Raw genomic sequence first — 22392 nt, 5'->3', positions numbered from 1 at the left:
GGCATAGAGGCTATGCGACGACACGCCAAGACGCGCCGCCACATCAGCGACAGGCAGCTTCTTTTCGGTCACTTGATTGACCGCTTGGATTTTGAATTCTTCGGGGTAACGCGGGTTGCTCATGGCACCTCCTAATTGACCTCAGTTTAAGGCAAAGAGGTGTCTACGAAACCCGGGGCGATTCATTCTGCCGCGAAGTAATCATCCAGTGAGGTGTTCAACGTTTCAGCGCTTCTGGCATCCGAGACGCACTGACTGAATTCGTTTTCTCCCATCAATAGTCAACTTTCCAGGTTGCGAGCGATGGCGAGTTTTATAGTCGGTTTGGTTTGGTGATAGCTATCAGCGAAATACGACGATACGTGACGTCGTATTTCTGCTTTCGAGGGGCGATGAAAATCCAGCTCTCAAATATGCAGCCACGCCATCCCACCCAACACCACGCTCACGCCCCCGGCGGTATACGCCATGCGCTTCAACCATTCCTTCCTTGTCAGCAAGGTAATCGCCGCCAGCGAAATTGCGATCTGAATCGCGGTCATTGCCTGTGCCCAGCGGTGATGCTGATGCAGCGCCTGCTCTGATTTTTCATCCCATTCTTTCGAGGTGGCTTCAAGCTTTTCGGCTTGTTTGCGCACGTCTTCCTTCTGGGTTTTATAACGCTCGATCTCGTCGGCGTAGTGCTTGGCGTCCACGCCCGGGATATGCGTCGCCAGTTCGGCGAGGTTCTGCCGGCTGGATTTGGCCTGGTAGTAGTTCCATTGGTTGGCGGCTTCGGTCTTGAAGATGGCGGCGTTGTTTTTGTCCATCGCCGCTTCGCTTTCGGTGGAGCCGGCCTGGTAGCTGAGCATGGCGCCGACGGTGGCCATGATGGCGGTCATCACGGCGATGCGGCTGGCGAAATTGTCGCCCTGCCTGTGGGCATGTTCGGTGGCGTGTTCGACGTGTTTTTCGTGGGGGCTGGGGACTTCGAAGGCTTCGGACATGGGGGCGTCTATGAAGGGTTTGAGGGACTCTGATTCTTCACCAGCGAAGCTGTCTCAATCCTGTACGTAATGCTGCAAACCGGCCACCAGGGCATCAAAAGTGACGCGGCAGCGCGGGCTGTTGCGCAGGTCTTCGTGCATGGTGACCCAGGTGTCGAGCTGGAGGGCGAATGCGTCCGGCAGGACCCGGCTCAGGCGGGCGTCTTGCCGGGCCAGTTTGACCTGGCAGCCGCCGATGCCGGCGCCGGCGCGGATCAGGGCCAGTTGTGCGAGGTCGCTGTCGCTGCTGAGTGAAAATGCGCTGCGCTCGAACCCTTTGACGGCCAGGCTGCGGATGAAAGCGCTTTCCTGGTCGTAGCCGATGACTGAATGGGTGGTGAGGTCGTTCAGGCTCTGGGGCGTGCCGTGTTGTTGCAGGTAGTCGTTACGTGCGTGCAGGCCGACTTCGATCACGCCGATGCGTTTCGCCAGCAGTTGTTCCTGGCTGGGTCGGACCATTCGCACGGCGATGTCGGCTTCCAGTTGCAGCAGGTCCAGCAGGCGGTTGCTCAGCACCAGTTCGACCTTGAGGTGCGGGTGCTGCTGGCGCAGGCGGGTGATGATCGGCGGCAGCACTTCCACGCCGATCACTTCGCTGGCCGACACCCGCACCACGCCACGCACTTCGGGGCCTTGGGGCGAGGCGGCGCGCTCGAGGGCGGCGGCGGTGGTTTCCATGGTTTCGGCGTGGGTGCGCAGGGTGAGGGCGACGGCGGTGGGCAGCAGGCCGCTGGCGGAGCGGGTGAACAGCACCACGTTCAGGGATTTTTCCAGCGCAGCGATGTGCCGCCCAACGGTGGGCTGCGTAATGCCGAGCTGCCGTGCGGCCCCCGACAGCGATCCTTCCTTGAGTACCCCGAGGAATGACCGGTAAAGCTCCCAACCAATAGTCGATGCCATGCATAAATGTATAGCGTCTGGATGATCTTCGGCAATTCCTCTATAGCCCGCCGGCGAACAGAATTGCTTCATCAAACCACCCCAAGGGGAAAAGCATGAACAAGGTTCTGGTGTTGGGCGCGACAGGCGGGATTGGTGGCGAAGTGGCGCGGCAGTTGTTTGCTGCCGGCTGGCAGGTATGTGCGCTGACGAGGGATGTGGATAAGGCCCACAACCAGAACGCCGATTTCACCTGGATAAAAGGTGATGCCCTGAACCGCGAGGAAGTGGTTGCTGCGGCGAAGGGCTGTTCGGTGATCGTGCATGCCGTCAACCCGCCCGGCTACCAGCGTTGGGCGGAGCTGGTGTTGCCGATGATCGACAACAGCATCGCGGCGGCAATCGCGGAAGGGGCAATGATTGTCTTGCCGGGCACGGTTTATAACTACGGTCCCGACGCATTTGCGCGATTAGAAGAAGACTCACCGCAGAGCCCATTTACCCGCAAGGGCGCGATCCGGGTGGAGATGGAGCAGCGTTTGCGGGAGGCCACCGAGCGTGGCGCCCGGGTATTGATCGTGCGCGCCGGCGATTTCTTCGGTGCCAAGGCCGGCAGTAGCTGGTTCTCCCAAGGGTTGATCAAGCCCGCAAAACCGGTGGCCAGCGTGAGTTATCCGGGCGCGCCAGGCGTGGGGCATCAGTGGGCCTACCTGCCTGACGTGGCGAGCACCATGGTCGAGCTGATCGCACGCCGCGACACCCTGGACGCCTTTGCCCGTTTTCATATGGCGGGGCATATTGACGCCGATGGCCGGCAGATGAGCCAGGCGATTCAGCGGGTGGTGTCACGCCGGACCGGCCAGCAGCCTTCTGTACGTGCTTTCCCGTGGTGGCTGCTGAAACTGGCCGCGCCCTTTGTCACCACCTTCCGCGAGATGCAGGAAATGCGCTACCTGTGGCAAACCGAGGTGCGCATGGACAACCGCCGCCTCGTACAGATATTGGGCAGCGAACCGCACACGCCTTTGGACGAGGCGGTTGAGGCGACATTGGTGGGTATCGGCTGCTTGCCTAAGCGCGCCTGATCAGCCGCACATACACCGCGATATTGATCAACAGCACCAGCGCGCCCAGCCCCAGTTGGATCTGCGGCGTCAGCCCGGCCGGGTAGATCAGGGTCAGGATGTAATGCTCGATAAACCCGCCGCCATAACCATCCTGCCCGGCCAAATGACGAAACAGATTTTCCCAGCGGGTCAGCGGGCAGGGCAGATGGAACACTTCAACGGCAACGCCCCACGCGGCGGCAGGCAAATGCAGCCACATGACCGGTCGCCATTTGAGGGCGAGCAAGCCGCCGAACAGCACGAACAGAATGAACAACAGATGAAACAGCACCAGGCCGTCGGCGGCAAAACGGTAGAGCATGATGGGGTTCGCTTTTTGAATGGATCAGGTCCCGAATTCTTCCTTCAGGAACTCAATGAACACCCGCAGTTTCTTCGGCGTGTTCGTGCGGTTGAAGTAATACAAATACAGTGCGCTGTGGGCAATCCAGTCGTCCAAAACCTCCACCAACTCACCGCGTTGCAGGTACTGCTCGACGCTGGAGCGCGCCACATAGGCGAAGCCAAACCCGTCCAGCGCACCGCGCACCATCAACTCCACGTCATTGGTCGCCAGCCGGCCTTTTACCGTCACCCGCATTTGCTTGCCGGCTTTTTCAAAGTCCCAGCGGTGCAGTGAGCCGGTCTGCGCGCTGCGGTAGTTGACGCACTCATGCTCCAGCAAATCGTGGGGATGAGTCGGCAGCTTGCGCCCCTGCAAATACTCCGGCGTGGCGACGATGACGAATCGCAGTTGCGTCGCCACCGGCACCACCACCATGTCTTCGGCCAGCACGTGGTCGTAGCGGATGCCCGCGTCAAAGCCCTGGGCGACGATGTCCACCAGGCTGTTGTCCACCGCCACTTCCAGGTTGATGCCCGGGTATTTGCGCAGGAAGCGCTGGAGCAATGGTTGCAGGACCATTCGGCTGGCGGTGGAGGGAATGTTAAGGCGCAAGGTGCCGGCAGCGTCGACGGTGGCCGCCGCTACGCTGTGCAGGCTGGTTTGCAGTTCTTCCAGCAGCGGGGTGATCTTCTGGATCAACTGCTCGCCGGCCTCGGTCACGCTGACACTGCGGGTGGTGCGGTTGAGCAGTTGCACGCCCAGCTGTTTTTCCAGGGCACGCACGCGATGGCTGACGGTCGACACCGAGAGGCTGTTGGCGTCGGCTGCCTGGGTGAAGCTTTTCGAGCGGGCGACCTGCAAAAACAGGCGTAATTGCTGGAAATCGGGCGTGTCCATTGTGTGGTATTTCCGAAAGGGCCTTGCGGATTATGCATCTTTTTAGCAAGAACAGCGGCGCGCATACTTTTCCTACACACACGAGGATTGGCCCTTCATGACGACTTCCACCGCAAAACCCGTCTGGTTCATCACCGGCTGCTCCACCGGTTTCGGCCGCCAACTGGCGTTGCACACCTTGAGCCTCGGCTACCCGACCGTGGTCACCGCGCGCAATCCGCAACAGGTGCAGGACATCGTCGCCGGTCACGAAGACAACGCCCTGGTCCTGACGCTGGACGTGACCGACCAGGCCCAGGTCGAAGGCGCCGTGAAAGCGGCTGAAGCGCGCTTCGGGCATATCGATGTGCTGGTCAACAACGCCGGTGTCGGCTACTTCGGCTCCTTCGAAGAAAGCGACCTGGATGATGTGCGCAACATGTTCGAAATCAACGTGTGGGGCTTGAGCGCCATGACCCGCGCGGCCTTGCCGGGCATGCGCGCCCGGCGTTCGGGCAGCATCGTGAACATCTCCTCGGTGGGCGGTGTGGCGGCGTTCCCGTCGTTGAGTTTCTACAACGCCACCAAGTTTGCGGTCGAGGGGCTTTCCGAGGCGTTGTCCCAGGAAGTCGCGCCGTTGGGCATCAAGGTGTTGCTGGTCGAGCCGGGCCCATTCCGTACCGACTGGGCCGGGCGTTCGGCCAACGAGGCGGCTCATGGGATTGCCGACTACCAGGAAACGGCGGTGGCCCGGGCCAACATGGTTCGCAGCTACAGCGGCAAGCAGCCGGGTGACCCGGTGCGGGCGGCGATTGCCATCGTCAAGGCGGTTGAGGCTGAGCAGCCGCCATTGCGCCTGTTGTTGGGCAAGGCTGCGCTGAACTTTGCGCGGATCAAGGTGAAGGCGTTGAGTGCGGATTTTGACGCGTGGGCTGACGTTACTGAAGGGGCGGACTTTCCTGAGTGAAGCGCTGACAGGGTTCGGCACAAGTTCGTAACGGTTGCTTGCAGGCAAGGCGGGCCGTTATTGTGCTGAATCCTTTTAGTTCTTTGCCCACGGATCTGTAGTGATGAATGCACCGCGTACCGCTGTCCCGATCAAGGCTGTGATTTTCGATATGGACGGGTTGTTGCTGGACACAGAAGGCATCTACACCGAAGTCACACAGATCATCGCCGAACGTTACGGGCGCACCTATGACTGGGGGATCAAGCAGCACATCATTGGTCGCGGCGCCCAGGACCTGGCCGACTACGTGGTCAAGGCGCTCGACCTGCCGATTACGCCCGCAGAATTTCTGGTGATCCGCGAGCCGCTGATGAGCGAGCGTTTCCCCAAGGCGCTGGGCATGCCGGGCGCTGAGGCGCTGGTGCGGCACTTGAAGGCGCATAACATTCCGATCGCCGTTGGCACCAGCTCGTCGCGCAACTCGTTTGGCCACAAGACCACGTTGCACCGCGAGTGGTTTGGGCTGTTCGACACCATCGTGACGGCGGATGACCCGGAAGTGGGGGCCGCCAAGCCTGCGCCGGATATCTTCCTCACGGCGGCGCGCCGGTTGGGTGTGGCACCCGAGGATTGCCTGGTGTTTGAGGACTCGCCTTTCGGCGTGACGGCCGCGAAGGCGGCGCACATGACCGCGATTGCCGTGCCGGATGAAGCGATGGCGGACAGCAAGTATCACCATGCCGACCAGATTATTCGCAAGTTGGCGGATTTTGACCTGGCGGCGTATGGCTTGCCGCCGATGCGCTAACTCCGAGATTGTTGGCTGGGTAGGGCTTTTGTGGTGAGGGGGCTTGTCCCCCGTTGGGCTGCGCAGCGGCCCCAAGAATAACGGGAGCGCTGCGCACTCCAACGGGGGACAAGCCCCCTCGCCACAGACAAGCCCTTCACCACACCTTCAACGCTTGGGCAACGTCTTCTGCCGCAAGATATAAACCGTCACCAACACCGCACTGGTCAGCATGAACCCCCGCGCCCAGACCAGCGGCACCAGGTAGCAGGAAAACCCGATACTCAACCACATCAACCCAATGGCATACACCTTGCCCTTGAGCGGAATCCCGTTGCCATCCAGATAGTCACGGATCCACGGCCCCAGGCGCGGGTGTTCTACCAGCCATTGGTAGAAGCGCGGGGAGCTACGGGCGAAGCAGGCGGCAGCCAGCAGAAGGAAGGGCGTAGTGGGCAGTACCGGCAGGAAGATGCCGATGACCCCGAGCGCCACGCTCAGCCAGCCGATGGCCAGCAGAACGTAGCGCGTGATCACAGAGCGGTTGCCCATGGGCGCCACGGGCAACGGTCTTAGTGGTGGCGAGGCTTGAGGATCGCCGGCTTTTCGTCAGGTGCGTTGCACAGCAGGTACAGCGCGGTCAGCGCTTCCGGGATCTGAACGATCATGTCGTCCATCAGGTTGGCGTCGGCGGCGATGTCGGAGAACTCGGGTTGCTCGTCGAACAGGCCCGAACCGACCATGATCGGCAGCAGCATTTCGCTGACTTCTTCTTCAGCGGTTTCGAACCAGGCCTCTTCACGCAGGAACACGCCTTCCATGAAACCGATGCACCAGCCGCGCAGTTCGGAGTCGTCCGGGTCTTCGCCCAGGTCCAGGTCGCAAGGCAGTTCGAACTCTTCATCGGACGCCAGTTGGCGGCCGATGTGAGCCTTGAGGGCCAGCAGGGTGGATTCGATTTCTTCGCGCTGGGCGGCATCACTGTAGTGAGGCTCTTCGGAGAACAGTGCGTCGATCCATTCACGGTCGGGAACGACATCGGAGCAGATCGACAGCGCGGTCAGATAGCCGTGGGCGGCCACGTAGTCCAGCGCCTCGTCGTGCAGCTCATCGGCATCGAGGAAGGCTTGCAGGCGGGTTAGTTGCTCAGCGAAGGACATTGACGGACTACCTTGGGAATAAACGATGGGCAATTCTAGGCTTTCTTGAGCGCCCAGGCCAGCCGCAGCACAGATTTGGGAGGTATTTGAGCCCGGCGGCAATTCACCAACGGCACCCTTTGCCGGGTAACGCTCGGGTATACTGCCGCGTTTTGTGATGCCCCTACAGGCCAAGCGCCTGGCGCGGGAAAAGTTCGCTTACGGATTATTTCCCGACCAGGCGTGCTTTTTCGACCAGCCTGTACAGAGGGATTTCGGCGATATTTGGAGTTTTTCATGCTCGAGCAGGCTCAACGCGTCCTCAAGGACATCTTCGGCTACGACAGTTTTCGTGGCCGCCAGGGTGCGATCATTGAGCGCGTGGCCAACGGTGGCGACGCCCTGGTACTGATGCCTACCGGCGGCGGCAAGTCGCTGTGTTTCCAGGTGCCGGCCTTGCTGCGGGACGGGCTCGCGGTGGTGGTATCGCCGTTGATCGCCCTGATGGACGATCAGGTGGCCACCCTGGAAGAACTCGGTGTGGCTGCCGCGTCGCTGAACTCTACCCTCAGCGCCGAACAGCAGCGCGACCTCGCCGCCCGGATCAAGCGCGGCGAAGTGAAGATGCTTTACCTGGCGCCCGAGCGCCTGGTGCAGCCGCGGATGCTGGCGTTCCTGCAGAGCCTGGAAATCGCCCTGTTCGCCATCGACGAAGCCCACTGCGTGTCCCAATGGGGCCACGATTTCCGTCGCGAATACCTGCAGCTCGGCCAACTGGCGGAGTTGTTCCCGAACGTCCCGCGTATTGCCCTGACGGCCACCGCCGACAAACGCACCCGTGAAGAAATCGTCGAGCGCCTGCACCTCCAGGACGCCGAGCGTTTTCTGTCGAGCTTCGACCGTCCCAATATTTTTTACCGCATCGTGCCCAAGGAGCAGCCACGCAAGCAGTTGCTGGCGTTCCTCTCCGATCGACGCAGCGATGCCGGCATTGTCTATTGCCTGTCGCGCAAGAAGGTCGACGAGGTCGCCGCGTTCCTCAGTGAACAAGGCTACCCGGCGCTGCCGTATCACGCCGGCCTGCCCAATGAACTGCGTGCGTTCCACCAGAAGCGCTTCCTCAACGAGGAAGGCCTGATCATGGTCGCCACCATCGCGTTCGGCATGGGCATCGACAAATCCAACGTGCGCTTCGTGGCCCACATGGACCTGCCCAAATCCCTCGAGGCGTACTACCAGGAAACCGGGCGTGCCGGCCGTGACGGCCTGCCGGCGGATGCCTGGATGGTCTACGGCCTGCAGGACGTGGTGATGCTCAAGCAGATGCTGCAGAACTCCGAAGGCGACGAGCGCCACAAGCGCCTGGAACAGCACAAGCTCGACGCGATGTTGTCGTTGTGCGAAGAAACCCGCTGCCGTCGCCAGACCCTGCTCGCGTACTTCGACGAAGACATGCCCGAGCCCTGCGGCCACTGTGACAACTGCGTGGACGGCGTACAGACCTGGGACGCCACCGAGCCTGCGCGCCAGGCGTTGTCGGCGATCTACCGCACCGGCCAGCGTTATGGCGTCGGCCATCTGGTGGATGTGTTGCTGGGCAAGGACAACGAAAAGATCCGCAGCTTCGGCCATGAAAAACTCTCGGTCTACGGTGTCGGCAAGGCCCGCGCCGAAGGCGAGTGGCGCTCGCTGTTCCGGCAGATGGTCGCCCGTGGGCTGGTGGATATCGACCTGGAAGGCTACGGCGGCCTGCGCCTGAACGACAGTTGCCGGCCGTTGCTCAAGGGCGAAGTCAGCCTGGAGCTGCGCCGCGACCTCAAGCCGCAAACCACCGCCAAGAGCAGCACCAGCCAGGCCAGCCAACTGGTGCGCTTCGAAGAGCGCGAACAGTGGGAAGCCTTGCGCGCGCTGCGTAAGAAGCTCGCGCAGGAACACAGCGTGCCGCCTTACGTCATCTTCCCCGACTCCACCTTGCTGGAAATGCTCCGCGAGCATCCCACCACCCTGGGCGAAATGGCCAGGGTCAGCGGCGTCGGAGCGCGCAAGCTGGAGCGTTATGGCCAGGCCTTCCTCGAAGTGCTCGGCGGGCAGGTCGAGGCGCCGAAAGAAGTCGCCGACATTCGCCACGAGCTGATCAGCCTGGCCCGTGCCGGCATGACCCCGATCCAGATCGCCGGGCAACTGCAATGCTCGGAAAAGAACGTCTACACCTTGCTCGCCGAGTCCATCGGCAAGCAGCAGTTGTCGTTGGAGCAGGCCCTTGATTTGCCGGAAGATTTGCTCGGAGAGATCCAGGATGCATTTCTCGACGGAGAAGGCGAATTGCCACCTGTTTCCGAGATCTCACCACTGTTTACTGGCCGGGTTCCCGAAGGCGTTTTGTACTGCGTGAGGGCTGCTTTGCAGTCGGAATTCGAGATTTGATGTGCCAATTACGACAATGTAACGAATCAGTACATACCGGGTCTTGCCTACTGGCATGGGTCATGCTTAGCTGACTAATAATTAGCCACACTTTATTTTCAGTCTAATCCATGAGTTTTTTATGCCGTTAACCGATCAACACCGTTTTGGCATGCAGTTGGCGCAGATGTCCCGAGGGTGGCGTGCCGAACTGGATCGTCGCCTGGCAGGTTTGGGCCTGTCCCAGGCACGCTGGCTGGTGCTGCTGCACCTGGCGCGTTTTACCGAGCCGCCTACCCAACGTGAGCTGGCGCAGAGCGTCGGAGTCGAGGGTCCCACCCTGGCCCGTTTGCTCGACAGCCTGGAAGGGCAGGGCCTGGTGGAGCGCCAGGCAGTGGTGGAAGACCGCCGGGCCAAGCGTATCGTGCTGTGTGACACCGCGAAGCCCTTGATCGAACAGATCGAAACCATCGCCACGGCCTTGCGCCATGAGCTGTTTGTGGGCGTCGATGAAGAGGATCTGCGGGTGTGCATGCGGGTTCATGAGCACATCCTCGGAAACCTCGAAAAGTCCTGATCCCTAGTACACCGATGATCAAAAAATGTGGGAGCGGGCTTGTTGTGGTGAGGGGGCTTGTCCCCCGTCGGGTTCACCGCAGATTGATGGGGCTGCTTCGCAGCCCAACGCGGGGCAAGCCCGCTCACCACAACAAGCTCGCTCCCACATTGGTTTTGCGGTGTAATTAGAACGTCTGCCCCAGGTTCAGATACACCGCCTGCTGACTGTCATCGTTAAACCCATAACTGAAATTCAACGGCCCCAGCGGCGTATCAAACCCCAGGAAAATACTGGCGGCGTTGATGTATCCGCTGTCGTACTCATTGTCGTTGTTCCACGCCCGCCCACGTTCCAGTGACGCGCCCAGGTACAACGGGAAATCCAGCGGCAAATAAGACCGTGGCGTCAGCCGGCGATAGTAAACCGCGCGCATCAGGCTGATGTTCTGCCCGGCAATCGCATCCTCGCGGAACCCCGACAACTGCCGCGCGCCCCCCAGCAGGAAGCTGGAAATCACCACGTCCGACTGATCCAGCGTGCGCCCATAGCGCCCGCCGAGGATCAGTGTGTCCGGCCCGCTGCTCATGGCCTTGTCCAGTTTGAACTCCCACTGGCGATAGCGCTGGTCAGAGCCCAGCCCCGGTTCGAACTCACGGAACGCCAGGCCGATGTCTTCGCCGGTGTGGGGGAAGTACACGTTGTCGAACGAGTCAAAGGAGTACTTCAGCTCGTAAAAGCCTTCGCTGAAGTTGATGCTCGGCGAGTTGCGGTCGCCAATGCGCACGTCTGCCTTGCCCCAGGCCTCGCCGACGCCGAAACGAATCTCGCCGCTGTTGCCGATCTGCCGGCCCACGTTCAGGCCGAAGCCGTAGCGCTCCAGGCGGTACTCGGAGATCGGGTTGTTGTCTTCAATCAGTTCAACGTTCTGCGCCTGGGCACTGATATAGGGCGCGACGAAGTAGCGCGAGCCGGTGTCCATCGGCTGATAGAACTCGCTGTACAGCTCTTGCTTGTCACCGATCTGCACCCGCGTCAGCCATTCGGCACCGAGGCGGTTGATGCCGTTCATGCGGTAGCTGGCGCCGAGGTTGAAGGCGCTGTCGCCGCGCATGTCATCCGACAGGTTGAGGCCCAGGCGCAGGTAGTCGGTGCCGCTGCGTTTGCCCCGGGCGCTGATGACCAGGGTGTTGTCCTTGCCCTTTTTCACTACGCGGTATTGCACCTGTTCGAAATAATCCAGGCCGTACAGGGTGCCCATGTCGGTTTGCAGGCGGGCCAGGTCCAGAGGCTCGCCGAGGTTCTGGCGGATGTAGTAGCGGATCACCTCGTCGCCCACCTTGGAGTCGTTCTCTACCTTGATCGCGGTGATCACCGGGTTGCGCTCGCCGGGCGTGCGGGCCGCTACCAGTGACGGGTCCACCGGCTCGGCCGGGCGCAGGTGCGCCAGGCGCACGTCGAGGGCGCGAGTGGCGCGGTAGCCGGCGTCGATCATGTCCTTGGCACGGCCGAAATCCGTCACCCCGTAGGCGGCCAACGGCGGCTGGATCAGCACGTCCCGTGGGGCCAGGGCCTTGAGTTGTTCTTCGGAGTTGCGCCGGGTCATCAGGGTGATGGACTGGTTGAGCACGTCCACCACGGTGTTGAGTTGCTTGCGTGAGCGCAGCGGGGTGCCGATGTCGACGACGATGGCGATGTCGACCCCCATTTCCCGCGCCACATCCAGCGGGATGTTATCGGTCATGCCGCCGTCCACCAGCAGCCGGCCATCCAGTTCCACCGGGGCAAACACCGCCGGGATCGACATGCTGGCGCGGATCACCTGGGGCAAGTGGCCTTTGCGGAACACCACCTTTTCGCCGCTGGTAATGTCGGTGGCCACGGCGCGGAAGGGGATCGGCAGCTTGTCGAAATCCCGGACGTTACTGGTGTGGGCGAACATGCTTTCCAGCAGCAGGGCCAGGTTCTGGCCCTGGATCACGCCCAGTGGCAGGCCGAGGCTGCCGTCATCGCGAAAGCTGAGTTTCTGTTTGACCAGGAAATCCCGGTCATCCTGCTTGCGCCGGAACGGCACGTCTTCCCGTGGCGGCGCATCGGACAGGGCGAGCTTCCAGTCGATGTTCAGGGCGAGCTTTTCCAGCTCGTCGATCTTGTAGCCCGAGGCGTACAACCCGCCAATCACCGCGCCCATGCTGGTGCCGGCAATCGCGTCGATGTGGATGCCTTGCTCTTCCAGGGCCTTGAGCACGCCAATGTGCGCCAGGCCACGGGCGGCGCCGCCGGAGAGCACCAGGCCGATCTTCGGGCGCGGGTTTTCGACGGCTTGGACGAGGACGGGGAACAGGCACAGCAACAGGCAGGACAACAGGCGGCGCATCATCAATCTCAAGGCTGGACGATAAAGGCCGGTATTATAGCCACTCGATCCTTTCAACCCGCCAAGCAGGAGCCTGTCAATTCATGTCTGCGGCCAAACCCGAGATTGTCATCACCTATTGCACCCAGTGTCAGTGGCTGCTGCGCGCCGCCTGGCTGGCCCAGGAGCTGTTGAGCACGTTCGCCGATGACCTCGGCAAAGTGTCCCTGGAGCCGGCTACGGGCGGTGCGTTTCGGATTACCTGCGACGGCGTGCAGATCTGGGAGCGCAAGGCTGACGGTGGCTTCCCGGAAGCCAAGGTGCTCAAGCAACGGGTGCGCGACCAGATCGACCCGCAACGGGACCTGGGGCATAACGACCGCGTGCAATAAAGGCCACCGCCGCTGGCGGTGACCTTGCGGCGTGCCTACTTGGTGGCCATCCGCTGTTTGAGCCAGCCGACCACCAGCGTGAGGACCAGGCCGCCGACACCACCGCCGATAATGTTGCTGGCCAGGGCGGCAAGCGTCAGGTCACTGGCGGTTTCAGTGCCGGTGATGAGGGAGACGATCTGGCCCAGGACCAGGCCGCCAACCCCGCCGACCAGCGTATTGAGGCCGGTACCCAGGCTTTGTTTGCCCAGGCCCGCGATCTGCCCGCCGATGGCGCCGCTGATGATTTGAAGGACCAGGCTGATGAGCATTTCCATGGTGCAACCCCTGCATAGCGTTGATGGAATGACCACTCGCTTGCAGCAACTTCAAAAAGCACCCGGGCTGTCGTCGAGAAGTCTGGATCCGTTGAACGACCACACACTGTCACGGACACCCAAAGTATAGATCAGGCCGTGGCGGCGGGTTGTTTGGCCGGCTTGGCGCTGCCCATCAACCCTGACACCACGATGGCGACGATGATCAGCGCGCCGCCCATCAGCATGCGCAAGGTCGGCGTTTCCGCAAACAGCAACCAGGCCACCGTGATGCCGTACACCGGCTCCATCGCAAACACCACCGCCGCGGTACGCGCCTTGAGCACCGCGAGGCTGGCGACAAACAGGCTGTGGGCGAGGCCGGTGCAGAACACCCCGAGCAGGCCGATCCACAGCCAGTCCAGCGCACGCACCTCGGCCAGCCCGGGCGCGGCAACCGGCAACAGGCACAGCGCTACCACCACGTTCTGGCACAAGGCGGCCTGCACCGGCGGGATGCGCCCGCTGGCGCGGTTGTTCAGTGACAGCAGTGAGAACAACAAGCCGGAACCGACCGCCCACAACAGGCCGCTGGTGGCTTGGCTGGCGAGGTTGAAATCCGGTGTGACCAGCACCAGGCCGATGCTCACCAGTACCACCAGCAGGATTTCATTGGCGCGGATCCGCTCGCGGAAAATCAGGCCTTCCAGAATCACCGTGAACGCCGGGAACGTGGTGAAGCCCAGGGTGGCGATGGCCACGCCGGCGATTTTCACCGCAATAAAGAAGCTCACCCAATGCCCGGCCAGCAGCAGGCCGCTGACCAGCAGGCGGCGCCAGTCCCGGGCTTGCAGCGTTTGCCAGGTGGTGTTGCTGGCGAAGCGCGCGAAGATCGCCAATGCAATCACCGCGAACGCGGCGCGGCCAAACACGATAATCGCCGGCGAAGCGGCCGCCAGTTTGCCGAACACGCCAGTGAGGCCAAACATCAATGCGCCGATATGCAGGGCGCCGAGGGCTGTGCGGGGAGTCATCGCGATCCTTAAACAACGGGTTTACAGGATCGCAGTCTAGAGGGTTGTACGCGTTCGCGTCTGTCGTCGGGCTCGCGGATTTTGTCGCAGGGCTCTTGTTTCAAAAGCAGAGGAGATCAAATGTGGGAGCTGGCTTGCCTGCGATAGCGGAGGGCCAGTCAATCAATTATTAACTGATCCACTGCTATCGCAGGCAAGCCAGCTCCCACGGGAGACCGCGCTCGTCTAATGGCGCCGGGCGATGCGCCAAACTCCCGCAACATCGCTGCGGCAAACGCACTTTGCGAACCATAGCCGACCCGCGCTGCAATCTCGCCGATGGGCAACGGGCTGTCGCGCAACAGGTCGCGGGCCATCTGCAGGCGGCGGGTGCGGATGTAGTCCATCGGCGTCTGTCCGCATTCCGCCATGAACCGCGCATGCAGGCGGGCCACGGAAAGGTCGGCGAGCTTTGCCAGGTCCGCGACTTGCAGCGGGTGCGCGGCGTGTCGCTGGATATGCGCATTAAATGCGGCGTACGGCAGGCGCTTGCCCGCCGGCAACTGTGTGAGATTGAGGCTGGCCAGCAGCAATACGGCGCCTTGCTGGACGATCAGCGGATCGTCCACCGGGCTGCTCGCCAGCCACTGCACCAGTTGGCTTTGGCGGTTGTCGAGGGTCAGGTGTGCGGACTGGCCGAGCAAGCGGCGGCTGGCGTCGGCATGCTCGCCCAGAGACTGCGCCAACCAGTGTTCATCGGGCACGTCCAGCACCAGGCAGCGGCTGCCATCGCGACTGATGCACGCGTGGTGCGCGGCGTAGGGCAGTACCATCACGCTGCTGTGCTGCACCTGGCTGCCTCGGCCATCCACCTCGAAGTCCAGATGCCCGGACAGGCCAAACACCAGCTGCGCGTGGTCGTGGCTGTGGGCGATGGGCTCTTCGACGTAGTGGCGTAGCGTGAGGTTGGGTCTCATCGCAATCTCCTGTGCAGGCCCGCAGTTTACATCGCTTCGGCCGTATTGGGCGCTGTCATCAGACTGACGCAACACTGTCATGGGCTATTAATCCCATGGGCGCAAGCTCGCGAAAACACCGTGAGGCATGCCCATGACCAGCGCCGAACTCGCCAAGCCCAGCCGTAAGCAACGCGTGCGTACCCTGTGGATTTCCGACGTGCATTTGGGCACCCGGGATTGCCAGGCCGAACACCTTTCGCATTTTCTCAAGGGCTACCACGCCGACAAGGTCTACCTGGTGGGCGATATCATTGACGGCTGGAAACTGCGCAGCGGCATGTATTGGCCACAGGCCCACACCAACGTGATCCGCCGCCTGCTGACCATGAGCAAGCGCGGCACCGAGGTGATCTATGTCACCGGCAACCATGATGAGTTTCTGCGGCGCTATTCCAAGCTGATCCTCGGCAATATCCAACTGGTGGACGAAGCGGTGCACGTGACTGCCGATGGCCGGCATTTGCTGGTGATCCATGGCGACCAGTTCGACGTGATCACCCGTTATCACCGCTGGCTGGCGTTCCTCGGCGACTCGGCCTACGAGTTCACCCTGACCCTCAACCGCTGGCTGAACCACTGGCGGGCGCGTTATGGCTACGGCTACTGGTCGTTGTCGGCGTACCTCAAGCACAAGGTCAAGACGGCGGTCAGCTTTATCAGTGATTTTGAAGAAGCGATTGCCCACGAAGTGACCAAGCGCGAATTGCACGGCGTGGTGTGTGGGCATATTCACCACGCGGAGATTCGCAAGGTGGGCGAGGTGGATTACCTCAATTGCGGGGATTGGGTGGAGTCGTGCACGGCGTTGATCGAGCACTGGGACGGGCATATCGAGTTGTATCGGTTGGCGGATGCCCAGGCCAAAGAGGCGCAGCTCAAGGCCGAGATGGTGGCTGGTTAAAGATTGGCTCGGTCCAAGTGTGGGAGCTGGCTTGCCTGCGATAGCATCAACTCGGTTTTATAGACAGACCGAGTCGTCTGCATCGCAGGCAAGCCAGCTCCCACATTTTGATCCGGTTTCTTCAATTAGGTATTGGAAACATCCGCGATCGCTTCAGCCAACAGCGTCAACCGCGTCGCATCAATGCCCGCCACGTTCGCACGCCCGGAGTTGACCATATACACGCTGTGTTTCTCCCGCAGTCGTTGCACCTGTGAGGCACTCAGCCCGGTATAGGAAAACATCCCGCGTTGCGCCGCGATGTGTGCAAACCGCTCCGACAAACCATGGGGCGCCAACGCTTCCACCAACCCGGAACGCAACTGTGCAATCCGTGCGCGCATCGCTTCAACTTCTTCGGCCCACTGCTTTTTCAGCCCGGCATCACCAAGAATCGTCGCCACCACAGCGGCACCATGATCGGGCGGCGTCGACCACAAATTACGCGCAATAAACGCCAGCTGGCTGCGTACATCCGTCAGCTTCTCGGCATTCGTCGCACACACAATCAACGCGCCTACACGGTCGCTGTACAAGCCGAAGTTCTTCGAGCAGGAACTGGTGATCAGCACTTCAGGCAGCTCGGTCGCAAACAGCCGCACCGCCCACGCATCCTGTTCCAGGCCGTCACCAAAGCCCTGGTACGCAAAGTCGATCAGCGGCAGCAGTTCGCGTTCGCGGACGATTTTCAGCACCTGGCGCCAATCGTCCCGGGACAGGTCGAAGCCGGTCGGGTTGTGGCAGCAGGCGTGCAGCAGCACTACATCGCCTTTTGGCACCGTGGACAGCGTGGCCAGCATCGCCGCCACATCCAGTCGGTTGTCGCTGCCCACATACGGGTAATGGCTGACCTTGAGCCCGGCCTTGGCGAAGATGGTTTCGTGGATCGGCCAGGTCGGGTTGCTCAGCCAGATGCCACGGCCAGGCAGGCTGTGGGCGATAAAGTCGGCGCTCAGGCGCAGCGCGCCGGTGCCGCCAGGCGTCTGGGTAGCGCCGGCACGACGTTCGCTCAGCAGCGGCGAACCGGCGCCCAGCACCAGCTCACTGATCAACGTGCCGAACGCGGCATTGCCGTGGCCGCCGATGTAGGTCTTGGTGGTCTGTTGCTCCACCAGACGCTGTTCGGCCAGCTTCACCGAATGCGGGATCGGCGTCAGGCCCTGATCGTCCTTGTACACGCCTACGCCGAGGTCGAACTTGTTCGGGTTCGGGTCCTGGGCATACAGCTCCATCAGCCCGAGGATCGGGTCCCCGGGCACCCGGCCAATTGCGTCAAAATGCATTACTTGCGGCCCTCGGCATCCTTCGCCACTTCGTCAGTGCGCGCGGCCATGATGAAGTCGTTACGGTGCAGCCCCTTGATGGAGTGGCTCCACCAGGTCACGGTGACTTTGCCCCATTCGGTGAGCAGGCCCGGGTGGTGGCCTTCAGCTTCGGAGATCGCGCCCACGGCGTTGGTGAAGGCCAGGGCAAATTTGAAATTCTTGAACAGGAAGACCTTTTCCAGCTGCATCACGCCATCGCGTACTTCGATGTTCCAGTCGGGGATCTGCTTGATCAGCACCGGCAACTCTTCGTCGCTGACTTGCGGGGCGTCGGCGCGGCAGGCTTCGCAGTGGGCTTGGTTCAACGTGGTCATGTGGGTATTCCTGAAATCGAGTGTTTGGAAAACGGTCGTCAGTGGCGTCACCCTAAAGCAACGCGCGGCCAGGGAACAGACTCACCTGGCCTTAAAAGCCGCGGTTCACGCCGCCTTGGGCTTGGGCGGGAATTTCGGCGCGTGCAGGCCCAGCTGCATCCCGCGCTCGACCATGCCCATGATGTCTTCCTGCGCCACTTCGAACAGGCGCTTGAGGTTGGGCAGGGCGAAGTACAGCGGTTGCAGGATGTCGATGCGATACGGCGTGCGCATCGCTTCCAGCGGGTCGAAGGCTTGGTGCTCGGGCTCGTCCGAGAGGCTGTACACCGTCTCCTTGGGCGAAGACAGAATGCCGCCGCCGTAGATGCGCCGGCCTTCGGGCGTGTCCACCAGGCCGAACTCGATGGTCATCCAGTACAGGCGCGCCAGGTACACGCGCTGTTCCTTGGTGGCGGCCAGGCCGAGCTTGCCGTAGGTGTGGGTAAATTCCGCGAACCAGGGGTTGGTCAGCAGTGGGCAGTGGCCGAAGATCTCGTGAAAAATGTCCGGTTCCTGCAGGTAATCCAGCTCTTCACGGGTACGAATAAACGTCGCCACGGGAAACTGTTTGCTGGCGAGCAATTCGAAAAAGGTCTGGAAGGGAATCAGCGCCGGTACCCGGGCTACTTGCCAGCCGGTGGTTTCGGCCAGCACTTTGTTGATTTCCGCCAGTTGCGGAATGCGGTCGTGGGGCAGGCCGAGCTTGTCGATGCCGTCCAGGTATTCCTGGCAGGCGCGGCCTTCGATCACTTTCAATTGGCGCGTGATCAAGGTGTTCCACACCGCGTGTTCTTCGGGCGGGTAGTCGATAAAACCGTTCGCGTCGGGCTCGCGGGCCACGTACTGCGTCTGCTTCATACTGCTCTCCTGCTAGGCATTCGTTCTTGTTATGTCCTGCGATGAGCCTATTGATACGCCGCCTGGGCCAGGAAGCCATCCTCTGTGGTCACTGTTCTGTAGGAAAAGTTACTGCGTTTCGTAAAGTTTTCGTTACGGTTAGGCCGAATCGTTCTGTATATGGCGTATTCTGAGTGTGAATCGCCTCGCAGCTGTCACATAATCTTGACGATTATCTGCGCCCAGCGGCAAAAAGACGCGGCGCCTCCACCTCTTCGGGCCTTCTCATGCGTATCAAAGTGCATTGCCAGAACCGCATCGGCATCCTGCGGGACATCCTCAACCTGCTGGTGGAGTACGGCGTGAACGTGGCCAAGGGCGAGGTCGGCGGCGAGCATGGCAACGCCATCTACCTGTACTGCCCGAATCTGGTGAACCTGCAGTTCCAGGCACTGCGCCCGCAGTTCGAAGCGATCGCCGGGGTATTTGGTGTGAAGCGGGTAGGGCTAATGCCCAGTGAACGTCGGCATATGGAGCTCAACGCTCTGCTGGGTGCCCTGGAGTTTCCGGTGCTGTCCATCGACATGGGCGGCTCCATCGTCGCTGCCAACCGTGCGGCGGCGCAGTTGCTCGGCGTGCGAGTGGATGAAGTGCCCGGCATTCCATTGTCGCGTTATGCCGAAGACTTTGATTTGCCGGAACTGGTGCGGGCCAGTAAATCGCGGATCAATGGCCTGCGGGTCAAGGTCAAGGGCGATGTGTTCCTGGCCGATATCGCGCCGTTGCAATCCTCCGAGCATGACGACAGCGAAGCCATGGCCGGCGCCGTGCTGACCCTGCACCGTGCCGACCGGGTCGGTGAGCGTATCTACAATGTGCGCAAACAAGAATTGCGCGGCTTCGACAGCATTTTCCAAAGCTCAAAAGTCATGGCCGCCGTGGTGCGTGAGGCTCGGCGCATGGCACCGCTGGATGCGCCTCTATTAATAGAAGGCGAAACCGGCACCGGCAAGGAGCTGCTGGCCCGCGCCTGTCACCTCGCCAGCCCGCGCGGGCAGTCGCCGCTGATGGCCCTCAACTGCGCCGGTTTGCCGGAGTCCATGGCCGAGACCGAGCTGTTCGGTTATGGCCCGGGCGCCTTTGAGGGGGCGAGGGCGGAAGGCAAGTTGGGGCTGCTGGAGCTGACGGCGGGCGGCACGCTGTTTCTCGACGGTGTCGGGGAAATGAGCGCGCGATTGCAGGTGAAGTTGCTGCGCTTTTTGCAGGACGGCTGCTTTCGTCGGGTAGGCAGCGATGAAGAGGTGTACCTCGACGTGCGGGTGATCTGCGCGACGCAGGTCGACCTTTCCGAACTGTGCGCCCGGGGTGAATTCCGCCAGGACCTCTACCACCGTCTCAACGTGCTCTCGCTGCATATCCCGCCACTGCGCGAATGCCTCGACGGTTTGCCGCCGCTGGTGGAGCACTTTCTGGATCAGGCCAGCCGGCAAATTGGCCGCCCGCTGCCCAAGCTGGCGCCGGGGGCGATGGAGCGGCTCAGTCATTACCACTGGCCGGGGAATGTGCGGCAATTGGAGAACGTGCTGTTCCAGGCGGTCTCGCTGTGCGAGGGCGGTACGGTCAAGGCCGAGCACATTCGCCTGCCGGACTATGGCGTGCGCCAGCCGCTGGGGGATTTTTCCCTGGAAGGCGGCCTGGAAGAGATTGTCGGTCGCTTCGAAAAGGCAGTGCTGGAACAGCTGTATGCCGAACATCCCAGCAGTCGGCTGTTGGGTAAGCGGCTTGGGGTTTCCCACACCACCATTGCCAATAAACTGCGGGACTACGAAGTCCTCAAGGCCGAGCGCGGTTAGAACTGTAGGAGCTGGCTTGCCTGCGATGGCGGTGGGTCAGCAAAACAGGTAGTGGCTGATACTCCGCCATCGCAGGCAAGCCAGCTCCTACATTTGATCTTTGTCGTTCTTGATACCTGCGCTTGCCGTAAGCGGCATAAGTCCGCCGTTTTTTCGACTCTCCACCTTCGGTCCCACGCAGCCCGCATTCCGCAAACCCCCGCCCCGCCTGGACTTTCCCTCATTTCAAAAAGTTGGTTCGCAAATTGCTTAAGCCTCATCAGTACAGCGGTGGGCGGCAAGCGTCCGTCAGAAAGAGGAAAGAGCGTGGATAAGTACCTTTACGTGGCAATGACCGGCGCCAGCCAGAATGCACTGGCGCAGAAGGCCCACGCCAACAACTTAGCGAACGTTTCCACCAATGGTTTCCAGCGTGACCTGGAGCAGGCGCGCTCGATGCCGGTGTTCGGTGACAGCTTTCCGGCGCGGGCCTTTGCCTTGACCGAGCGTCCAGGCACGGACTTTTCCCCTGGCGCCATGATTGAAACCGGCCGTGACCTCGACGTGGCCGTCAGCGGCGACGGCTGGATGGCCGTGCAAAACCCGGATGGCGGCGAGTCCTACGTGCGCAGTGCCAGCATGAACGTCGATGCGCTGGGCGTGCTGCGGGCCGGCAACGGTATGCCGATCATGGGCAACGGTGGCCCGATCGCGGTGCCGCCCCAGCAGCAGATCGAAGTCGGCCAGGACGGCACCATCAGCATCCGCGCCATGGGTGAAGGCCCGCGGGTGATGGCTGAAGTGGACCGGATCAAGTTGGTCCAGCCCGACCTCAAGAACATGACCAAGGGCCTCGACGGCACCATCCACACCAAGGATGGCCAGCCGGCGCAAGCCGACGCCAACGTCAAGCTGACGTCGGGCTTTCTGCAGGCAAGCAACGTGAACGCGGTCGAAGAAATGACGGCGGTCCTGGCGCTGTCCAAGCAGTTCGAATTGCACATCAAGATGATGAACAGCGCCAAAGAAGACGACCAGGCCATGACCCGCGTCCTGGCGATGAGCTGATAGCAGCCACACTAATTTTTGTAGCGCGGCGCCATAAAACAGGCGCACGAAGGAGAAGAACATGCTTCCGGCTCTATACGTTGCCAAAACAGGTTTGTCCGCCCAGGACACCAACCTGACCACCATTTCCAACAACCTGGCCAACGTGTCCACCACGGGTTTCAAACGTGACCGCGCCGAGTTCCAGGACTTGCTCTATCAGATCAAGAAGCAGCCGGGCGCGCAGTCGACCCAGGACAGCGAATTGCCGTCGGGCCTGCAACTGGGTACCGGTGTGGCGATTGTGGGCACCCAGAAGAACTTCAGCGCCGGTAACCTGCAGCAAACCGGCCAGCCATTGGACCTGGCGGTCAACGGCAAAGGTTTCTTCCAGATTCTGCAGCCGGATGGCACCACCACCTACACCCGTGACGGTACGTTCCACCTGGACGCCAACGGCCAGGTCGTGACCGCCAACGGTTTCGCGCTGGAGCCGGCGATTGTCGTGCCCAACAACGCCCAGACCTTCACCGTCGGCAACGACGGCACCGTGTCGATCACCGTGGCCGGCAACCCGGCGTCCCAGGTGATCGGCAACCTGCAAACCGCCGACTTCATCAACCCGGCCGGCCTGCAGGCAATCGGTAACAACCTGTTCCTGGAAACCGCCTCCAGCGGCGCGCCGCAAATCGGCACCCCGGGCCTCAACGGTTTTGGTACCACCCTGCAAAGCACCCTGGAAACGTCCAACGTCAGCACCGTTGAAGAGATGGTCAACATGATCACCACTCAGCGCGCCTACGAGATGAACTCCAAGGTGATTTCCACCGCCGACCAGATGCTTTCGTTCGTAACGCAGAATCTGTAATCAAGTCTATGGGGCGCCATTGACGGCGCCTGCAACACCGTGAGGTAT

At 61.5% G+C, this 22392-nt stretch carries 24 protein-coding genes; 10 read left to right on the top strand and 14 right to left on the bottom strand.

From position 1 onward, the window contains the following. From P3C29_RS20360 to P3C29_RS20350, 3 genes are all read right to left on the bottom strand, one after another. Nucleotides 1-123, bottom strand: a 123-nt coding sequence (locus P3C29_RS20360) for a transposase (protein WP_275965296.1), incomplete at its 3' end; no start/stop codon positions are given. A 284-nt stretch (nt 124-407) separates the two neighbouring features. Further along, complete coding sequence (locus tag P3C29_RS20355) at nt 408-986, bottom strand: DUF4337 domain-containing protein (protein WP_275965294.1); 579 nt, start codon at nt 984-986, stop codon at nt 408-410. Nucleotides 987-1040: 54 nt separating this feature from the next. Continuing rightward, nucleotides 1041-1925 carry a LysR family transcriptional regulator gene (locus tag P3C29_RS20350; protein ID WP_169385978.1) on the bottom strand — a complete coding sequence of 295 codons (885 nt, stop codon included), beginning with the start codon at nt 1923-1925 and terminating at the stop codon, nt 1041-1043. 95 nt (nt 1926-2020) lie between these two features. Here P3C29_RS20350 and P3C29_RS20345 point away from each other — a divergent pair, with 95 nt between their 5' ends. Then, nucleotides 2021-2989 (top strand): SDR family oxidoreductase, encoded by a 969-nt coding sequence (locus P3C29_RS20345; protein WP_201125042.1) that lies wholly within the window; start codon nt 2021-2023, stop codon nt 2987-2989. Here P3C29_RS20345 and P3C29_RS20340 read toward each other — a convergent pair. Together P3C29_RS20340 and P3C29_RS20335 are read right to left on the bottom strand one after the other, a co-directional pair. Further along, nucleotides 2976-3332, bottom strand: coding sequence for a DUF2784 domain-containing protein (locus P3C29_RS20340; RefSeq protein WP_010165993.1), 357 nt, complete (start codon nt 3330-3332; stop codon nt 2976-2978). The genes P3C29_RS20345 and P3C29_RS20340 overlap by 14 nt on opposite strands. Nucleotides 3333-3356: 24 nt before the next feature. After that, nucleotides 3357-4253, bottom strand: a complete 897-nt coding sequence (locus P3C29_RS20335) for a LysR family transcriptional regulator (RefSeq protein WP_010165995.1) — start codon at nt 4251-4253, stop codon at nt 3357-3359. A 97-nt stretch (nt 4254-4350) separates the two neighbouring features. Between P3C29_RS20335 and P3C29_RS20330 the strand changes: the two genes are divergently transcribed. Continuing rightward, the gene (locus P3C29_RS20330; protein WP_201125040.1) at nt 4351-5199 is read left to right on the top strand and encodes an oxidoreductase; all 849 of its coding nucleotides are present in this window, start codon (nt 4351-4353) and stop codon (nt 5197-5199) included. Nucleotides 5200-5302: 103 nt separating this feature from the next. Next, nucleotides 5303-5989, top strand: a complete 687-nt coding sequence (locus tag P3C29_RS20325) for an HAD-IA family hydrolase (RefSeq protein ID WP_004371166.1) — start codon at nt 5303-5305, stop codon at nt 5987-5989. A gap of 147 nt (nt 5990-6136) precedes the next feature. Here the strand turns inward: P3C29_RS20325 and P3C29_RS20320 are convergent, their stop codons facing one another. Both P3C29_RS20320 and P3C29_RS20315 read right to left on the bottom strand, forming a co-directional pair. Next, complete coding sequence (locus P3C29_RS20320) at nt 6137-6520, bottom strand: YbaN family protein (protein WP_201125039.1); 384 nt, start codon at nt 6518-6520, stop codon at nt 6137-6139. 20 nt (nt 6521-6540) lie between these two features. Continuing rightward, nucleotides 6541-7128, bottom strand: a complete 588-nt coding sequence (locus tag P3C29_RS20315; protein ID WP_004371163.1) for a YecA family protein — start codon at nt 7126-7128, stop codon at nt 6541-6543. Nucleotides 7129-7404: 276 nt separating this feature from the next. Here P3C29_RS20315 and recQ point away from each other — a divergent pair, with 276 nt between their 5' ends. Both recQ and P3C29_RS20305 read left to right on the top strand, forming a co-directional pair. Continuing rightward, the gene (gene recQ / locus P3C29_RS20310) at nt 7405-9531 is read left to right on the top strand and encodes a DNA helicase RecQ (protein WP_169385975.1); all 2127 of its coding nucleotides are present in this window, start codon (nt 7405-7407) and stop codon (nt 9529-9531) included. Between the two features lie 121 nt (nt 9532-9652). After that, entirely contained in the window at nt 9653-10087 is a 435-nt protein-coding gene (locus tag P3C29_RS20305) for a MarR family transcriptional regulator (protein WP_010166006.1), read from the top strand. A 166-nt stretch (nt 10088-10253) separates the two neighbouring features. Here the strand turns inward: P3C29_RS20305 and P3C29_RS20300 are convergent, their stop codons facing one another. Beyond that, nucleotides 10254-12443 carry a patatin-like phospholipase family protein gene (locus P3C29_RS20300; RefSeq protein WP_010166008.1) on the bottom strand — a complete coding sequence of 730 codons (2190 nt, stop codon included), beginning with the start codon at nt 12441-12443 and terminating at the stop codon, nt 10254-10256. An 83-nt stretch (nt 12444-12526) separates the two neighbouring features. On the opposite strand from P3C29_RS20300, the gene P3C29_RS20295 reads away from it, so the two are divergent. Further along, nucleotides 12527-12814, top strand: a complete 288-nt coding sequence (locus P3C29_RS20295) for a SelT/SelW/SelH family protein (protein WP_010166010.1) — start codon at nt 12527-12529, stop codon at nt 12812-12814. A gap of 35 nt (nt 12815-12849) precedes the next feature. On the opposite strand, the gene P3C29_RS20290 is transcribed toward P3C29_RS20295, so the two are convergent. The 3 genes from P3C29_RS20290 to P3C29_RS20280 form a co-directional block, all read right to left on the bottom strand. Then, nucleotides 12850-13131 (bottom strand): hypothetical protein, encoded by a 282-nt coding sequence (locus P3C29_RS20290; RefSeq protein WP_275965293.1) that lies wholly within the window; start codon nt 13129-13131, stop codon nt 12850-12852. A gap of 131 nt (nt 13132-13262) precedes the next feature. After that, nucleotides 13263-14144: a DMT family transporter gene (locus P3C29_RS20285; RefSeq protein WP_169385973.1), complete on the bottom strand. Its 882-nt coding sequence runs from the start codon at nt 14142-14144 to the stop codon at nt 13263-13265. A gap of 158 nt (nt 14145-14302) precedes the next feature. Next, a complete protein-coding gene (locus tag P3C29_RS20280) occupies nt 14303-15100 on the bottom strand; it encodes an AraC family transcriptional regulator (RefSeq protein WP_275965292.1) in 798 nt (265 codons plus the stop codon). Nucleotides 15101-15233: 133 nt separating this feature from the next. Here P3C29_RS20280 and P3C29_RS20275 point away from each other — a divergent pair, with 133 nt between their 5' ends. Next, a complete protein-coding gene (locus P3C29_RS20275; protein ID WP_003214618.1) occupies nt 15234-16043 on the top strand; it encodes a UDP-2,3-diacylglucosamine diphosphatase in 810 nt (269 codons plus the stop codon). Between the two features lie 125 nt (nt 16044-16168). Here the strand turns inward: P3C29_RS20275 and P3C29_RS20270 are convergent, their stop codons facing one another. The 3 genes from P3C29_RS20270 to phhA form a co-directional block, all read right to left on the bottom strand. Next, nucleotides 16169-17365, bottom strand: a complete 1197-nt coding sequence (locus P3C29_RS20270; RefSeq protein WP_169385971.1) for an amino acid aminotransferase — start codon at nt 17363-17365, stop codon at nt 16169-16171. Next, on the bottom strand, nt 17365-17721 hold the full coding sequence (locus tag P3C29_RS20265; RefSeq protein ID WP_010166022.1) for a 4a-hydroxytetrahydrobiopterin dehydratase: 357 nt from the start codon (nt 17719-17721) through the stop codon (nt 17365-17367). Before P3C29_RS20265 ends, P3C29_RS20270 begins: the two co-directional genes overlap by 1 nt. Before the next feature lie 105 nt (nt 17722-17826). After that, nucleotides 17827-18618, bottom strand: a complete 792-nt coding sequence (phhA, locus tag P3C29_RS20260) for a phenylalanine 4-monooxygenase (RefSeq protein ID WP_169385970.1) — start codon at nt 18616-18618, stop codon at nt 17827-17829. A gap of 266 nt (nt 18619-18884) precedes the next feature. Between phhA and P3C29_RS20255 the strand changes: the two genes are divergently transcribed. From P3C29_RS20255 to flgG, 3 genes are all read left to right on the top strand, one after another. Next, a complete protein-coding gene (locus P3C29_RS20255; RefSeq protein WP_275965291.1) occupies nt 18885-20450 on the top strand; it encodes a sigma-54-dependent transcriptional regulator in 1566 nt (521 codons plus the stop codon). A gap of 306 nt (nt 20451-20756) precedes the next feature. Next, entirely contained in the window at nt 20757-21497 is a 741-nt protein-coding gene (locus P3C29_RS20250) for a flagellar basal body rod protein FlgF (RefSeq protein ID WP_003214611.1), read from the top strand. A gap of 61 nt (nt 21498-21558) precedes the next feature. After that, entirely contained in the window at nt 21559-22344 is a 786-nt protein-coding gene (gene flgG / locus P3C29_RS20245; RefSeq protein ID WP_017477441.1) for a flagellar basal-body rod protein FlgG, read from the top strand. The last annotated feature ends 48 nt before the right edge of the window (nt 22345-22392 follow it).

This window comes from Pseudomonas sp. 1912-s, assembly GCF_029269205.1.
In the GTDB taxonomy this organism is placed as follows: domain Bacteria; phylum Pseudomonadota; class Gammaproteobacteria; order Pseudomonadales; family Pseudomonadaceae; genus Aquipseudomonas.
Note: the sequence above shows the minus strand (reverse complement) of the source record. Positions and strands in the feature narration are given on the sequence as shown.

Excerpts from the sequence above, each read along its gene's own strand:
- P3C29_RS20345 (WP_201125042.1), top strand. The coding sequence starts at position 2,021 with ATGAACAAGGTTCTGGTGTTGGGCGCGACAGGCGGGATTGGTGGCGAA.
- phhA (WP_169385970.1), bottom strand. The coding sequence starts at position 18,618 with ATGAAGCAGACGCAGTACGTGGCCCGCGAGCCCGACGCGAACGGTTTT.
- P3C29_RS20335 (WP_010165995.1), bottom strand. The coding sequence starts at position 4,253 with ATGGACACGCCCGATTTCCAGCAATTACGCCTGTTTTTGCAGGTCGCC.
- P3C29_RS20295 (WP_010166010.1), top strand. The coding sequence starts at position 12,527 with ATGTCTGCGGCCAAACCCGAGATTGTCATCACCTATTGCACCCAGTGT.
- P3C29_RS20350 (WP_169385978.1), bottom strand. The coding sequence starts at position 1,925 with ATGGCATCGACTATTGGTTGGGAGCTTTACCGGTCATTCCTCGGGGTA.
- P3C29_RS20275 (WP_003214618.1), top strand. The coding sequence starts at position 15,234 with ATGACCAGCGCCGAACTCGCCAAGCCCAGCCGTAAGCAACGCGTGCGT.
- P3C29_RS20265 (WP_010166022.1), bottom strand. The coding sequence starts at position 17,721 with ATGACCACGTTGAACCAAGCCCACTGCGAAGCCTGCCGCGCCGACGCC.
- P3C29_RS20315 (WP_004371163.1), bottom strand. The coding sequence starts at position 7,128 with ATGTCCTTCGCTGAGCAACTAACCCGCCTGCAAGCCTTCCTCGATGCC.
- P3C29_RS20305 (WP_010166006.1), top strand. The coding sequence starts at position 9,653 with ATGCCGTTAACCGATCAACACCGTTTTGGCATGCAGTTGGCGCAGATG.
- P3C29_RS20255 (WP_275965291.1), top strand. The coding sequence starts at position 18,885 with ATGCGTATCAAAGTGCATTGCCAGAACCGCATCGGCATCCTGCGGGAC.
- flgG (WP_017477441.1), top strand. The coding sequence starts at position 21,559 with ATGCTTCCGGCTCTATACGTTGCCAAAACAGGTTTGTCCGCCCAGGAC.
- P3C29_RS20280 (WP_275965292.1), bottom strand. The coding sequence starts at position 15,100 with ATGAGACCCAACCTCACGCTACGCCACTACGTCGAAGAGCCCATCGCC.
- P3C29_RS20285 (WP_169385973.1), bottom strand. The coding sequence starts at position 14,144 with ATGACTCCCCGCACAGCCCTCGGCGCCCTGCATATCGGCGCATTGATG.
- P3C29_RS20355 (WP_275965294.1), bottom strand. The coding sequence starts at position 986 with ATGTCCGAAGCCTTCGAAGTCCCCAGCCCCCACGAAAAACACGTCGAA.
- P3C29_RS20325 (WP_004371166.1), top strand. The coding sequence starts at position 5,303 with ATGAATGCACCGCGTACCGCTGTCCCGATCAAGGCTGTGATTTTCGAT.
- P3C29_RS20330 (WP_201125040.1), top strand. The coding sequence starts at position 4,351 with ATGACGACTTCCACCGCAAAACCCGTCTGGTTCATCACCGGCTGCTCC.
- P3C29_RS20300 (WP_010166008.1), bottom strand. The coding sequence starts at position 12,443 with ATGCGCCGCCTGTTGTCCTGCCTGTTGCTGTGCCTGTTCCCCGTCCTC.
- P3C29_RS20270 (WP_169385971.1), bottom strand. The coding sequence starts at position 17,365 with ATGCATTTTGACGCAATTGGCCGGGTGCCCGGGGACCCGATCCTCGGG.
- recQ (WP_169385975.1), top strand. The coding sequence starts at position 7,405 with ATGCTCGAGCAGGCTCAACGCGTCCTCAAGGACATCTTCGGCTACGAC.
- P3C29_RS20290 (WP_275965293.1), bottom strand. The coding sequence starts at position 13,131 with ATGGAAATGCTCATCAGCCTGGTCCTTCAAATCATCAGCGGCGCCATC.
- P3C29_RS20340 (WP_010165993.1), bottom strand. The coding sequence starts at position 3,332 with ATGCTCTACCGTTTTGCCGCCGACGGCCTGGTGCTGTTTCATCTGTTG.
- P3C29_RS20320 (WP_201125039.1), bottom strand. The coding sequence starts at position 6,520 with ATGGGCAACCGCTCTGTGATCACGCGCTACGTTCTGCTGGCCATCGGC.